A 14056-nucleotide genomic window follows, 5' to 3' on the forward strand; every position below is an offset into this window, starting at 1 on the left:
AATGACTCAGTTAACAAGACGCTGGCCAGCCGAATGGGAAACACATCAGGCAACCTGGATGGCCTGGCCGTGCCGTACAGAAATTTGGACAAACGGGCTTGAAAAAGCCCAACTGGCCTTTGCTGAAGTGGCTAATACCATTGCAGACTATGAGCCGCTTTTTATGTTGGTAAAGCCTGAACACAAAGCATTTGCCACTAAGAAACTTAGTAGTTCCATCACGCTGGTTGAATGTGCAATTGATGATAGCTGGACACGAGATACAGCCCCCATTTGGATTGAAGACAATGGCCAGGCTATGGCTTTAGATTTCCAATTTAATGCATGGGGCAACAAGTTCTCCCCCTATGACAATGACGCCAAGGTTGCAGAAAACATCATCAAGTATACAGGCAGTCAATCACGTCAGTTTGATATGGTACTGGAAGGCGGTGCTATTCATTCGAACGGCAAAGGCATACTGCTAACTACCCAAGAATGTCTGTTAAACTCCAACCGCAATCCATCATTAACTCAGCAACAAATCGAGGCGGAGCTATTGGAACAGTTTGGCGCAGAAAAAGTCGTGTGGTTGGACAAAGGCATTGCCGGTGATGTTGATACCGACGGCCATATAGACAATATTGCCTGCTTCGTTGAAGAGGACTTAGTGATTAGTCAAAATTGCGACAAGTTGAGCGAAAACTATTCTATCTACGATGAAAACCGGGCTATTTTGAAAGAAAGCAATATCAAGCTTGTTGAAATATCAGAGCCTGAAGCACGATATGAAGATGGACTGCGTGTGCCACTATCATACATAAACTTTTATATTGCCAATGATGCCATCATTATGCCGTCTTTTGGCTGCAAGCAAGATGATGAAGCAAAGTCGGTTCTGACGGACCTCTTCCCACATCGAAGCGTTCATCAGATCGATGCTAACGAAATTTTAGTTGGTGGCGGTGGCATCCACTGCATCACCATGCAACAACCCAAGATTTAACGGCTCACATTGGAGCTAATTTAGGTGATAACACTATGAGAAATGTAACATTTGCAGCAACTCAATTTGCTGTCAGTTCAAACTTTGATGAGAACATCGCCAAAGGAGAAGCTTTAGTCAGACAGGCTGCAGAACAAGGCGCAAACGCCATTCTATTGCAGGAACTGTTTGCAGGTTATTACTGGTGCAAAGATCAGGATCCGAAGTATTTTGACTGGGCGGAGCCGTATCCTGAAAGCCGCGTTCTACAACACTTTTCAACCGTAGCAAAACAGCTGGGTGTTGTTTTACCGATTAGCTACTTTGAGAAAGCTGGCAATGCACACTTCAACTCACTGGCTATGATAGACGCTGATGGAACCATTATGGACAATTATCGCAAGATGCATATTCCTGATGGTCACGGTTATCAGGAGAAGTTTTACTTCTCGCCAGGTGATACCGGCTTTAAAGTGTGGGACACAAAATTTGGTCGCATGGGTGCCGCTATTTGCTGGGATCAATGGTTCCCGGAAGCAGCGAGAATTCTTGCGCTGCAAGGTGCTGAAGTGATTTATTACCCTACTGCTATCGGCTCTGAACCACAAGACCCGAATTGGGACTCACGCCAACACTGGCAACGAGTTATGCAAGGCCATAGCGGCGCCAACATGGTGCCTGTCGTAGCGTCAAATAGAATTGGTACTGAACAAGGCGAAACCTGTGGCATCACTTTCTATGGCTCGTCATTCATCACCGATCCATTTGGTGCCAAAGTTCAGGAAATGGACAAAACCAGCGAAGGTGTTATCTGCCAAGAGTTTGACTTGGATAAAGTGGCAAAACAACGTGCCAGCTGGGGATTGTTCAGAGATCGTCGACCTGAGTATTACCAGCGTATTACTCAGTTTTAGCTTTGAAGCTAAAAAGAACAAAAAAAGCCCAGCTAATTGCTGGGCTTTTTACCATTGAGGCCTTAATTATTATGGCATCTGCCATAATTCAATTTTGTTACCTTCGGGATCGACAAACCAGGCAAATTTGCCAAACCCCTCTTCCTCGCACACATCACCAATTTGTTGGCCGCCATTGGCGACTACCTGTTTTATGCAAGCTTCAACATCATCGACTATTAGATTTAGCATAAAATCTTTAGATGATGGTGCGAAATAGTCAGTATCTTCCTTAAAGGTACCCCAAACGGTATATGCACCATCCGGCAAGTCTTTTTTCGGGAAACTGGTTCCACCATAACTGGGATCAATTTTAAAACCTAATGACTTTTCGTACCATTTCCCTAAAGCATCCCTATCGCAGCACTTAAAAAAGACACCGCCAATTCCTAATACTTTTCCAGCCATAATTAATCCATTAGTTTGTACAAACTGTCTTCATTCACACCATTAATGACATTGGTGTAACCCATTGCTTCTAGTTCTTCTTTAGCTTTACCAGCACGATTACCACTTCTGCAATAAACAATAAAGGTTTCATCTTTAGCAAGGTTAAGTTCACCTATTCTCTTACCGATTTCATCAACAGGTATATGAACTGCTCCAGAATAGTGGCTATTGTTATACTCACCATCGGTTCTAACATCGATAATTGTGACATCTTCTAATGAACCTTCTTCTGCAACCACCAGTCTTGCAGTAAACTCATCGGGGCTTAATATAGTACCCTCTGAAGGTAGAGGTTCAAACGACATCAATCCAAATCTTATATTCTCAAATGAATGTACTGAGTTGTCACTAGTATCTAAGGTAAATGATTCAGCAGAATTCGGTGTTAAATATATAAAGCTTAAGATAGCCGATCCTTCGCTTACACATTGCACACCTTTTGGACACCTTGAGTCATTAACAATTTTCAAAAACTCCAAAGAGTTATTCTTGAATCTAACAATGTCTCCTGTAGACATCATGAACTCTTTAGCTTCTAACCTTTGTGTAGATTCAATCTCCTCATCACCACCAGACATAGAAGCACAAGATGCAAGTAAATAAGCAATTGATACTAAAGTGAAAGTTTTTAAAAATTTCATAAGTCCCCCCGATTAATAGAACAAAAGACACTTCCATTGTTATACGTTAGGACCAGAGAATCAAGACAGGAATGGCACCCCCGACAGGATTCGAACCTGTTACCTTCCCCTTAGGAGGGGGACGCTCTATCCAGATGAGCTACGGGGGTGCGGAAGCGTGATTTTTATTTAATATAAGACATTAATGCTTCAGGAATAGTGATAGTTCCATCTTCATTCTGGTAGTTTTCTAAAATGGCTACCAGTGTACGTCCTACTGCCAAACCTGAACCATTCAGGGTGTGTACCAGTTCTGGCTTACCGGTTTCTGGATTACGCCAGCGAGCTTGCATACGGCGAGCCTGAAAATCACCTGTGTTACTACATGAAGAAATCTCACGATAAGTATTCTGGCTTGGTAACCATACTTCGATATCGTAGGTTTTGTTTGCTCCAAACCCTATGTCTCCAGAACATAGGGTTACAACACGATATGGAAGCTCAAGTAGCTGCAAGACTTTCTCAGCATGACCAATTAATCGCTCTAACGCATCCATTGAGTCTTCTGGCTTAGTAATGTGTACCAACTCAACTTTCTCGAATTGGTGTAAGCGAATTAGGCCACGCACATCGCGGCCATATGAGCCCGCTTCACTACGGAAACATGGGGTATGAGCAACAAATTGCAGAGGAAGCTGTTCTGCTTCAACAATCTCGTCACGAACGAGGTTGGTTACAGGAACCTCGGCAGTTGGGATAAGGTACAAAGGTCGGTCATCTTGATTCTTACCCTGAGCTTTGAAAAGGTCTTCTTCGAATTTAGGTAATTGGCCAGTACCCGTTAAACTTTCGGCATTAACCATATATGGAACATAGACTTCTTCATAACCGTGTTCTTTGCTATGCAAATCGAGCATGAACTGAATCAAGGCCCGATGCAGCTTGGCAACCAGGCCTTTTTTGACAATGAAACGGCTGGCAGAGATTTTTGCAGCGCTGGCAAAGTCTAAACCATTGAGAGCTTCACCGACTTCAACGTGATCCTTGGGTTCAAAATCAAACTTGCGCGGCTCACCCCAACGACGAATCTCAACATTCTCGCTTTCGTCCTTACCTTCTGGAACTGACTCATCCAACAGGTTTGGAATGCCATAGTGAATATCATCAAGCTGGGCCATGACCTGATTGAGTCGCTCTTTTGCAGCATCTAACTTGCTGCCTAAATCAGCTACTTGCTCCAATAAGGGTTGGATGTCTTCACCACGTGCTTTTGCCTGCCCTATTGATTTGGAACTGGAGTTACGTTGGTTTTGTAATTCCTGCGTTTCAACTTGAATAGCTTTGCGCTCTTCTTCCAGCTTGTTGTATAGCTCTACATCAAGCTCAAAGCCGCGCTTTGCTAAGTTTTCAGCAACTGCGTCAATGTCAGTACGTAATAGTTTAGGGTCAAGCATTGTCTTTTTAGAATCCGTTATGGTTTGCGGTTAAATTTCAGGCGGCCATTCTACCACCAAGCCAAGCACCAAAAAACACGAAAAGCATGCAAAGTATCAAATTGGCGCTGATATTTAGTCCAGCTTTAAGCCATAGCTGTTGCTGCATTAGCTGAAAGGTTTCAACAGAAAAGGTCGAGAAAGTTGTCAAGGCACCTAGAAAACCAATAACAACCCCCATGCGAATATTATTGGAAACTTGTGCTGTCTGCCAAAAAGTCAACAAGAAGCCAGCAATAAAGCAACCAATAACATTTGCAAGTAAAGTACCCCACAGATAATGCTCGCCAAACAGCCACTCCGCAAGATCTCTACATTTGAATCTCGCAATAGCGCCAAGCGCTCCCCCAAGGCCAATGCTGGCAATAACTGCAATATTCATAGTTAGCCCTTATTAAATTGTTCGCTTTTAGCCTTGAGCCAGGCTAGTTTATCGGCAATCTTCTTTTCAAGCCCTCTGTCCACAGGGTGATAGTACTGGGTTTCCCCTTTCTCATCGGGAAAGTAAGTCTGCCCAGCTGAAAATGCATCCGGCTCATCATGGTCATAGCGATAACCGGTACCATAATCCAACTCTTTCATTAATTTGGTTGGGGCATTTCTGATATGCATGGGAACTTCATAAGTCGGTTCATTTTTCACATCGCGAAGAGCATTGTTATAAGCCATATAGACAGCGTTACTTTTTGGCGCGCAGGCGAGGTATATTATGGCCTGAGCAATTGCCAGCTCCCCTTCGGGACTTCCTAAGCGCTCCTGCACATCCCAGGCATTAAGCGCCAAGGTTAAACCACGCGGATCCGCATTGCCAATGTCCTCACTGGCCATGCGAACCACTCGACGTGCGACATACAAAGGATCACAACCACCATCAATCATGCGGCAGAACCAATAAAGCGCCCCATCAGGATTACTGCCGCGAACCGATTTATGCAATGCCGAAATCTGATCATAAAAATGCTCACCACCCTTATCAAATCTTCGAAGGGATTGTGTAAGAGTTTCCTCTAGCACTTCATCATCAATGACAGGAGATTCATCATCTTTTGCTAACGCCAGTTCGCTGGCTAGCTCGAGAAAATTCAGCAAGCGACGACCGTCACCATCAGCTGCATCGATTAAATGTTTTCGACTTTCTTCTGCGATATAAAGATGATACTTACCCAGGCCAAGATCTTCATCTGTCAGCGCCCTGCTTATTAATTTATCCAGCGCACTTTCTGAAAGATCTTTTAAAACAAACACGCGCGCCCTGGAAAGAAGAGCATTATTAAGTTCAAAGGAGGGGTTTTCAGTTGTAGCACCAATGAAAGTCAAAGTACCATCTTCAACATAGGGTAAAAAAGCATCCTGTTGAGCTTTGTTAAAGCGATGAACCTCATCGACAAATAATATGGTTGGCTTGCCCTGAGCCTGATATTGGCGAGCTTCATCTACCGCAGCGCGTATGTCTTTAACGCCGGCTAAAACCGCTGAAATAGTAATGAAATGAGCATTTGAACTTTGTGCAATTAATCGAGCAAGTGTCGTTTTACCGGTTCCGGGAGGCCCCCAGAAAATTAGTGAAAAAGGACGCTTGGTATCTATTGCCTGACGAAGAGGTTTGCCGGGAGCAAGCAGATGCTCCTGCCCAACGTAATTCTCTAGAGATGTCGGGCGCAAACGATCTGCCAACGGAGCATTGAGCGGAGAGTCTGAAAAAAGATTCGATTGTCCACTCATGAGATTTTAGAAGTCACCTTTCTCTAGTGCAGCACCTTCAATTGAATTTCGGCTATCAATGACATCAATACCTTCTGGAACCTCAAACTCGAAGTGGTCATCTTCAAATTCTGGGTTCATAGTTACATTGGTAAAATCGACTAAAGTAGCCTGCCCAAGGTTGTCTTTAACCTGTAAGGCAACCAGATCGGAACCATGGAATTCTAGAATCAGAACTTCGTATAAAGCATCAGGATCGCGTGGGGTCAGGTGATAGATTAATACGCCCTCACCCTCGCCTTTAACAGCTGCCACTTCATAGTTTGCCGCAACATCTAATTGAGCCTGGCTCAATAAAGCAGCAGGTGAATTAGCCAGAGTTTGATCAAGACTTGAAACATTGATTTGCTCAATATCCATATCAAACTGCCAAAGGTTAATACCATCAGCAACGATTTGCTGCTCAAACGGTTCTACCACAACCCAGCGGAATAACTGTGGACGCTTCAGTTCAAAGTGGCCAGATGATTTGTCGATTAGAGTGCCGAATTCATCTGTTATAACCTGACTGAAATCAGCTTTAAAACTATCAATTGCTGTTAATTTCTTTTCCAGTTCCTGAGGCGCGTCTGCTTGAGCAGCAATACTCAAACCCATTAAAGCGACGGCTGCAGTTAACTGGCCAAACTGTTTCTTTATACTTTTAATCATTTCGTTACCATAATTCGGTCAAATGTAATCACGTTATAACTGCCCAATACTGAATTAGGCCTTAATAGCTCAGTATGTTGCTACATACTTCTTAGAGCGTTAACGGTGCTCACCTGGCACCTCATATCAATTTCCGGTTGAATATCCAGCGTCTGTGGTGCAGCGAAGACTCGGTATTCTTAATTACTTAGTGAGAGTTTACGTGTTTTTGTAAATGACGACACAAAATGATTAAGAACAACAAAGCTATATTCATCCAGCTCTTTGAGCGTTAACGGTGCAGTTAAGACAAGGCATAAAATAATTAAATTGCGGAGTTTAGCTCTCTAAATGACAAAATTTAATTATTTTATAACGCCGTATTAACAAACAACCTACTCTCTTTTCTTTTTAGTAAAACTAAACCTATTAGCATACTTACGCGGATCCAGCGTCAGCTGTGCAGCCAAGACGCGGCGTTCTTTATTATTGAGCGAGGAGTTTACGCTCTTGTAAATGACGACGCGAAATAATAAAGAACAACAAAGTATTGGTAAGCAAGCTAGCTGGATCAGTCTTTAGGTGGCGGCGGAGCTAACACCTCCCTCGCCCCATTAGACCCCATCTCAGACACAATACCCGCAGCTTCCATTGCTTCAACCATACGTGCTGCTCGGTTATACCCAATTTTTAAGCGGCGCTGAATCCCTGAAATAGATGCTCTTCGGGTCTCAGTGACTATAGCAACCGCTTGATCAAATAACTCATCCTGCTCGCTGTCACTATCCGCTCCATCCATACCTGGTATACCCGGAACCGGCACTTCACTGGTACCACTTATCACTTCATCAAGATACTCAGGCTCACCGCGTTTTTTCCAGTCCTCGACCACACGATGTACTTCATCATCATCAACAAAGGCACCGTGGATACGCGTAGGGATATTCGAGCCACCGGGAAGGTACAACATATCACCCATTCCTAATAGCTGTTCCGCACCCATCTGATCAAGGATGGTTCTGGAGTCAATTTTAGATGACACTTGGAAAGCAATACGGGATGGAATATTCGCCTTAATCAAACCAGTTATCACATCAACCGAAGGACGCTGAGTAGCTAGAATCAGGTGAATACCCGCTGCACGTGCTTTCTGAGCAATTCGGGCAATCAGCTCTTCAACCTTCTTGCCGACAATCATCATCATATCAGCGAGCTCGTCAATGACGATGACAATTGAAGGTAACTTTTCCAGGGTTGGCGGCTCTTCTTCCAATCCATCAGTTGGTTGCCACAATGGATCTTTAATCGGCTCACCCGCTTTGATTGCATCTTGAATTTTTTTATTGAAGCCAGCCAAATTACGAACCCCCATAGCTGACATCAATCGATAACGTCGCTCCATTTCTCCAACTGACCAGCGCAATGCATTAGCAGCGTCTTTCATGTCAGTTACCACTTCACATAATAAGTGGGGGATGCCTTCATACACACTTAACTCAAGCATCTTTGGGTCAATCATGATTAAGCGGAGATCTTCTGGCGTAGCTTTATAAAGCATGCTGATAATCATGGCATTAACACCAACTGACTTACCGGAGCCTGTGGTACCGGCAACCAACAGGTGAGGCATTTTTGCCATATTGACAACAATCGGATTGCCCGCAATATCCTTACCTAATGCCATGCTGAGCGGTGCTTTTGATTTTTCAAACTCGTCACAGGCCAATACTTCACGTAAGCGCACTACTTCACGAGATTCATTTGGTATCTCAATACCAACATAAGTTTTACCAGGAATCACCTCAACCACGCGGACAGAAATTGTTGAAAGTGAGCGCGCCAAATCTTTAGCCAAATTTGAAATCTTGCTGACTTTGACACCAGGAGCAAGCTCAATCTCAAATCGAGTAATGACCGGACCTGGATGTACTTCCATGACCTGAGCTTCGACACCAAAATCTTTTAATTTCAACTCGACCAGGCGTGACATTGCTTCCAAAGCTTCCTCGGAAAAGTGATTTTTTGGAGGTTCTGGCTCATCGAGCAATTCCATGACAGGCATTGGTCCAGTTGGAATATCATCAAACAGAGGTTTTTGCTTTGCCTTTTGCACTGCTTTTGGTGGAGTCGAAGGCTGCATAACCTTTGGCTCAATCTTAACTGGGCTGCGCGTTTCTCTTTTTACCTTCTCCTGTTTCAAAGCCTCCTGACGTTTTACAACCGACTCTTTTACAGACTTTTGCTCGAGCTTGCGGTCTTTGAAGTTTTCATACCACTCCAGCAACTTACCCCATGACTTAATAACCCAGACACCCACTTTATCCATGGTTCTAAGCCAGGAAATTCCGGTGAATAAAGTTAATCCTGAAAGAAACAAGGCCAAAAGAATTAAGGTTGTGCCATAAAGGCCTAAGCCATCAATGATCAAACTGATAATAAATTCACCCAGAATTCCACCCGAGCTGTAACTGGGCTGGATAGCCGGGTCAAAAAAGTGAAGACTGCACAGTCCCGCTCCACCGACCACAGCCATTAGCAAACCGAGGCCTTTCACTGCCCAAAACGCTTTAGGATGCTCGTGTTCTATATTGCGTTCTACGTAGAGTAGATAACCTGAGTAGGCAAAAATAATGGGGATCAGGAAAGCCAGATAGCCAAATAAATGAAGAAAGAAATCAGCGAACCAAGCACCACCTTTTCCTGCGGCATTTTGAATTGGACCGCCACTGCCATTGGTAAAGGAACCTGGATCATTGGGGTTATAAGTCAATAAGGCTAGCAAAAAGAACAAAGCCAAAGTAACTAACAGGATCATGCCGCCTTCGCTAAGACGTCTGCGCAGGATAGCTCTGGACTCCAGCGACTGGGGGGACTTTCGAGTAGCAGATTGTTTAGTTTTTGTTTTACTCAAAACACTTTCCTTTCATAGTTTGCAGTTATTCTAAAGCAAGTTTCAGCTATCTCAAGCAGTTAATTGTGGCGAATTCTGAACTGTGAACAAACTTATCGTCTATCAAGATTTATGGGTAATAAATTGGTTTCCTTAACCTCTTCCATCACCATGTAGGAGCGAGAGGCACTGACGCCTGGTAGCATTAGCAGAGTTTCACCTAGTAATTTACGATAGGCTTTCATATCGGCTACTCGGGCTTTGAGCAAATAATCGAAGTCACCCGATACCAGATGACACTCTAGAATCGTAGGAAGTTTAGTTACCGCCTGTTTAAACTCCTCAAATACATCTGGCGAAGTTCTTGATAATCGTATCTCAACAAATACCAACAGTGATGCCGCCAATTTCATCGGATTTAAACGTGCAGAATAGCCTTCAATAAAGCCATTCGCTTCCAACCGTTTAACCCGTTCAAGACAGGGGGTAGCACTCAGCCCCACTTTCTTAGATAGCTCTACGTTTGAAATACGACCATTTTGTTGCAATTCATTGAGTATACGCAGGTCTATTCGATCCAGAATTTGCTTACTGTCACTTTGAACCTTCAAAGCATTTTCCTTGCTTAAAATAAACTTTATTAGTGTTTTATACTACAAAATACACAATAACAGCAAATAATTCTTCCGCTTCGTCATTATAATAGTGCATCCCTCTTCCGAGGCAAACCTTGATTTATTGGAGCTAGAAATATGTTGATTGGGGTCCCTAAAGAAATTAAAAACCACGAATATCGCGTGGGAATGGTACCAGCAAGTGTTCGTGAAGTGATTGCTCATGGGCATGAAGTTATCGTAGAAACCAATGCGGGTATCGGCATCGGTTTCACTGACGAAGATTATCAGGCTGTTGGGGCGACGATTGCACCATCTGCCGAAGATGTGTTTGCCAAGGCAGACATGATTGTAAAGGTAAAAGAACCTTTAGCCGAAGAACGCAAGCGTTTACGCGAAGGTCAAATCCTATTTACCTACCTTCACCTTGCTCCAGATATGCCTCAGACCGAAGATCTGGTTAAATCCGGTGCAGTCTGTATTGCTTATGAGACCGTAACAAGTGCTGCTGGTGGATTACCGCTGTTAGCGCCTATGTCTGAAGTTGCAGGCCGTATGTCGATTCAGGCTGGCGCAGAGTGCCTAGAGAAGTCTAATGGTGGTCGTGGCATGTTGCTCGGCGGCGTGCCTGGCGTTCAACCAGCCAAAGTCGTGGTTATCGGTGGCGGCGTGGTTGGTACTAACGCTATTAAAATGGCTGTTGGTATGGGCGCTCGCGTGATTGTGCTTGACCGCAATGTAAACGCGCTGCGTCGTATTGATGCTGAATTCGGCTCTCAGGTTGAAACAGTTTACTCAAGCCATGATTCGCTTGAGAAACATGTTATTTCAGCTGACCTTGTTATCGGTGGCGTACTGATTCCTGGTGCTGCAGCACCAAAACTGGTCACCGAAGAAATGGTTAAGCGTATGCAGCCTGGTGCAGTATTGGTTGACGTTGCGATAGATCAGGGTGGATGTTTTGAAACTTCAAAAGCAACTACCCATGCCGATCCAACCTATATCCTGCATGACGTTGTTCATTACTGTGTTGCAAACATGCCTGGTGCGGTACCTCGCACTTCAACCTTTGCCTTGAACAATGCAACTCTGCCTTTCATTATTAACATCGCCAATAAAGGCTATAAAAAGGCGTTAGCTGATGATCCCCATTTGCTAAACGGTCTTAACGTTTATCGCGGTAAAGTGACAGAGCGTTCTGTTGCTGAAAACCTGGGCTTTGATTATGTAGAGCCAACGACAGCTTTAGGTATCAGTACTGATACTCTATAACTGTAAACGTTGTTAGACAAAGATAAGAAAGCCACTCAATCGAGTGGCTTTCTTTTTATTTAATGATGGTTAGTTGATAACGACCTGAACCTGAATAAGAGTAAACCACCATCCGATAATATCCTGAATTGGCACTATAGTTTATACTCTCGTTCGAGCTTGGACTTTCTGATACAGCAACCCGCTGCCAGCCATAACCATTCCAACGCTCTAACCGAACATCGAAATCAGCATTGCCCGGGCCGATTAATTCGCCAGAAATAGTCCCTCCATAATAGTAGAACCAACTACCATCTGGCTGAATATGATAAGCATGATGACTCAAGTAACCACTGTAAATATCTCCCTGCTCAGGAGTTCCTGAGTCCGCTATTCCATAGTTATAAATATTTGTCCAAGCACAGTATTTATAGCCATTTCTGGACAACCAGAAGTACCCGCAATTAGAGTCATAACTGCTTCGTCCGGTGCGCACTTCATAACCAGAAAGCTTGATACCATTTAAGTGGTAAAACTGACCATCTTTTTTTAATGAGAAGTGGAGGTGTGGACCTGAAGACTGCCCACCATTGCATAGCGCCTGGGTCGTATCATTTGCATAGTTGGCAATTCGTGTATTTCTTTGCAGATTGCTTCCTGTCGGATATTGAATATTTTCAATGTGATAATAAGTCGTCGACCAGCCATCATCATGGATGATTTCAGAAAAACAGGACGAATGGTTTTTTATAACGCCCGGTGCTGAAGCCGATACCCAGATATGACTTAAATTATCGCCCCAGTATCCACCGGCATTAAAGTCTAATGATGATTGAGGGTAAGTACCGCTACCATGGTTGGTATGACTTCCTCCATTACGCCATGATTCACCTACTCGAAAAGGAAGCTGGAAATAATTATTGATATCAGCAATAACCAACGATTGCGTCTGCGTAGTGCTTTCCTCTTTCTTCGATTCCTCAAATAAGGTTCTATGAGTACGGCTAACCTTTTTACTTGAGCCTTTAGTACCGCGCTCCCGGTTTATCTCAAAAGCTTCTTCAGCCTGCTCAGGAATGACGGCCTCAATCGCACGATAAACATCCTCATCAGTAGTCATGACTTCGTTGCTGCCGGTGTCGCTGTAGGAGTGTCCGCGATAAAACTCTTTGGCAAGTCGAGAACTGATATCTTGGACCTGCTCTTTGAATCCTATTTTTGAGGAGAGGTCACCAAAAGGTCTTGTAATCGTAGTAGCGCTTACTGGATTTGAAATAATACCTGTTTGCTGTTCCATAATTGCGATAAGCACTTTCGGGCTTATTGAAGAGTAACCGGCATAATGAGAAATAATTTCTGCATAGCCCGCCAAATGTGGAGCGTTTGTTTGTAGATACGCTTCAACGTCGAAGTTCAACATTTCATCGTAGCTATAGACAAATTCCTCTTTGGTGATTAACTCATCTTCCGTGCTCTCTTCCTGATAGGCCTGAAGACTTGTACAACACAGGCTGGCAGCGAACAGACAGCTTGCTGTTAACAACCTTCGTGAAATACCCCTGACTATAGATCTCATTCCCCCCTCCTTAATTTAAACAGATAAATCTGAGAACACAGTAGAGTAAGGAGAATCGATTAAAGCATCAACTGAAAGCACTAAACTTGATGGTAAAATCAGTGGTTGGTCAAATATGTACCTTTTGATACAGATGAGATAAAACTAGACGATCATTTATGGGATTAAAACTTGATGGTGGCAGCTACAAATAACAAGACAATTACAACAGCTATGCAGACGTCTCTGACTAAATGGCTTTCTGACTGAGCTGGCTCGTGATAAAGCTCATCTTCTTCAGCAAATAAGTCGGCCTCGTCACTTACGAACTCTGCAGATTGCCAGTCATTAACAATTTCACGGGCAGCAGCATAATCTTCATCTTTCACCCAGACCTTAACATTATTCATAGCAGCAGCTTCGCCAACAGCTCCCTGAAGACCTTCGCCACGAACCTGCGCATAAATATCAGCAGATGCCAACACTCCTACCAGGATATTAGCATCCATACCATTCTCGGCATGATAAACAATTTTCATAAACATCAACCTTGATTGTTTTCTTTTGATGTATTCAGAGCATAAAAAAACCGCGCCAATGACGCGGTTTTTTTAGATCTAAATGTACAATTCTATAAATTATACTTTAGTTACGTTAGCAGCTTGAGCGCCTTTAGGGCCTTGCTCGATATCAAACTCAACACGCTGACCTTCTGCTAAAGTTTTGAAACCGTCACCTTGAATAGCACGGAAGTGTACAAACACATCTTCGCCTTGCTCTTGCTCGATGAAACCAAAACCTTTAGATTCGTTGAACCACTTAACGGTACCAGTGATCTTAGACATAATATAACTCCAAAGCTAATTTGCTTAAAA

General features: G+C 43.6%; 14 protein-coding genes and 1 tRNA gene. 3 read left to right on the top strand and 12 right to left on the bottom strand.

The annotated features are described in order from the left end of the window. Position 1: 1 nt before the first annotated feature. On the top strand, positions 2 to 985 hold the full coding sequence (locus B158_RS0109075) for an agmatine deiminase family protein (protein WP_026309338.1): 984 nt from the start codon (positions 2 to 4) through the stop codon (positions 983 to 985). 35 nt (positions 986 to 1020) lie between these two features. Next, positions 1021 to 1878: an N-carbamoylputrescine amidase gene (gene aguB, locus B158_RS0109080; protein ID WP_018625062.1), complete on the top strand. Its 858-nt coding sequence runs from the start codon at positions 1021 to 1023 to the stop codon at positions 1876 to 1878. A gap of 69 nt (positions 1879 to 1947) precedes the next feature. On the opposite strand, the gene B158_RS0109090 is transcribed toward aguB, so the two are convergent. The 9 genes from B158_RS0109090 to lrp all read right to left on the bottom strand — a co-directional run bounded on the left by B158_RS0109090 (position 1948) and on the right by lrp (position 10372). Next, entirely contained in the window at positions 1948 to 2325 is a 378-nt protein-coding gene (locus B158_RS0109090; protein WP_018625063.1) for a VOC family protein, read from the bottom strand. A 2-nt stretch (positions 2326 to 2327) separates the two neighbouring features. Then, entirely contained in the window at positions 2328 to 3008 is a 681-nt protein-coding gene (locus B158_RS13360; RefSeq protein WP_018625064.1) for a rhodanese-like domain-containing protein, read from the bottom strand. Positions 3009 to 3080: 72 nt separating this feature from the next. Continuing rightward, positions 3081 to 3157, bottom strand: a tRNA-Arg gene (locus tag B158_RS0109100). A 15-nt stretch (positions 3158 to 3172) separates the two neighbouring features. Further along, positions 3173 to 4441 carry a serine--tRNA ligase gene (gene serS, locus B158_RS0109105; RefSeq protein WP_018625065.1) on the bottom strand — a complete coding sequence of 423 codons (1269 nt, stop codon included), beginning with the start codon at positions 4439 to 4441 and terminating at the stop codon, positions 3173 to 3175. Positions 4442 to 4478: 37 nt separating this feature from the next. Further along, positions 4479 to 4862 carry a fluoride efflux transporter CrcB gene (gene crcB, locus B158_RS0109110; RefSeq protein WP_018625066.1) on the bottom strand — a complete coding sequence of 128 codons (384 nt, stop codon included), beginning with the start codon at positions 4860 to 4862 and terminating at the stop codon, positions 4479 to 4481. 2 nt (positions 4863 to 4864) lie between these two features. Further along, positions 4865 to 6202 carry a replication-associated recombination protein A gene (locus tag B158_RS0109115; protein WP_018625067.1) on the bottom strand — a complete coding sequence of 446 codons (1338 nt, stop codon included), beginning with the start codon at positions 6200 to 6202 and terminating at the stop codon, positions 4865 to 4867. Between the two features lie 6 nt (positions 6203 to 6208). After that, complete coding sequence (lolA, locus tag B158_RS0109120) at positions 6209 to 6892, bottom strand: outer membrane lipoprotein chaperone LolA (protein WP_018625068.1); 684 nt, start codon at positions 6890 to 6892, stop codon at positions 6209 to 6211. A gap of 550 nt (positions 6893 to 7442) precedes the next feature. Then, on the bottom strand, positions 7443 to 9782 hold the full coding sequence (locus B158_RS0109125; protein ID WP_026309339.1) for a DNA translocase FtsK: 2340 nt from the start codon (positions 9780 to 9782) through the stop codon (positions 7443 to 7445). 92 nt (positions 9783 to 9874) lie between these two features. Further along, positions 9875 to 10372 carry a leucine-responsive transcriptional regulator Lrp gene (gene lrp, locus B158_RS0109130; protein ID WP_018625070.1) on the bottom strand — a complete coding sequence of 166 codons (498 nt, stop codon included), beginning with the start codon at positions 10370 to 10372 and terminating at the stop codon, positions 9875 to 9877. A gap of 141 nt (positions 10373 to 10513) precedes the next feature. On the opposite strand from lrp, the gene ald reads away from it, so the two are divergent. Next, entirely contained in the window at positions 10514 to 11647 is a 1134-nt protein-coding gene (gene ald / locus B158_RS0109135) for an alanine dehydrogenase (protein WP_018625071.1), read from the top strand. Between the two features lie 55 nt (positions 11648 to 11702). On the opposite strand, the gene B158_RS0109140 is transcribed toward ald, so the two are convergent. From B158_RS0109140 to cspE, 3 genes are all read right to left on the bottom strand, one after another. Then, complete coding sequence (locus B158_RS0109140; protein WP_026309340.1) at positions 11703 to 13202, bottom strand: M23 family metallopeptidase; 1500 nt, start codon at positions 13200 to 13202, stop codon at positions 11703 to 11705. A 164-nt stretch (positions 13203 to 13366) separates the two neighbouring features. Beyond that, positions 13367 to 13720: a putative signal transducing protein gene (locus tag B158_RS0109145; protein WP_018625073.1), complete on the bottom strand. Its 354-nt coding sequence runs from the start codon at positions 13718 to 13720 to the stop codon at positions 13367 to 13369. A 99-nt stretch (positions 13721 to 13819) separates the two neighbouring features. Then, complete coding sequence (cspE, locus tag B158_RS0109150) at positions 13820 to 14026, bottom strand: transcription antiterminator/RNA stability regulator CspE (RefSeq protein WP_012801047.1); 207 nt, start codon at positions 14024 to 14026, stop codon at positions 13820 to 13822. Positions 14027 to 14056: the final 30 nt, after the last annotated feature.

It is taken from the genome of Kangiella aquimarina DSM 16071, assembly GCF_000374105.1.
In the GTDB taxonomy this organism is placed as follows: Bacteria; Pseudomonadota; Gammaproteobacteria; order Enterobacterales; family Kangiellaceae; genus Kangiella; species Kangiella aquimarina.

Excerpts from the sequence above, each read along its gene's own strand:
- B158_RS0109115 (WP_018625067.1), bottom strand. The coding sequence starts at position 6,202 with ATGAGTGGACAATCGAATCTTTTTTCAGACTCTCCGCTCAATGCTCCG.
- lolA (WP_018625068.1), bottom strand. The coding sequence starts at position 6,892 with ATGATTAAAAGTATAAAGAAACAGTTTGGCCAGTTAACTGCAGCCGTC.
- B158_RS0109075 (WP_026309338.1), top strand. The coding sequence starts at position 2 with ATGACTCAGTTAACAAGACGCTGGCCAGCCGAATGGGAAACACATCAG.
- B158_RS0109140 (WP_026309340.1), bottom strand. The coding sequence starts at position 13,202 with ATGAGATCTATAGTCAGGGGTATTTCACGAAGGTTGTTAACAGCAAGC.
- ald (WP_018625071.1), top strand. The coding sequence starts at position 10,514 with ATGTTGATTGGGGTCCCTAAAGAAATTAAAAACCACGAATATCGCGTG.
- serS (WP_018625065.1), bottom strand. The coding sequence starts at position 4,441 with ATGCTTGACCCTAAACTATTACGTACTGACATTGACGCAGTTGCTGAA.
- B158_RS13360 (WP_018625064.1), bottom strand. The coding sequence starts at position 3,008 with ATGAAATTTTTAAAAACTTTCACTTTAGTATCAATTGCTTATTTACTT.
- B158_RS0109145 (WP_018625073.1), bottom strand. The coding sequence starts at position 13,720 with ATGAAAATTGTTTATCATGCCGAGAATGGTATGGATGCTAATATCCTG.
- crcB (WP_018625066.1), bottom strand. The coding sequence starts at position 4,862 with ATGAATATTGCAGTTATTGCCAGCATTGGCCTTGGGGGAGCGCTTGGC.
- aguB (WP_018625062.1), top strand. The coding sequence starts at position 1,021 with ATGAGAAATGTAACATTTGCAGCAACTCAATTTGCTGTCAGTTCAAAC.
- cspE (WP_012801047.1), bottom strand. The coding sequence starts at position 14,026 with ATGTCTAAGATCACTGGTACCGTTAAGTGGTTCAACGAATCTAAAGGT.
- B158_RS0109090 (WP_018625063.1), bottom strand. The coding sequence starts at position 2,325 with ATGGCTGGAAAAGTATTAGGAATTGGCGGTGTCTTTTTTAAGTGCTGC.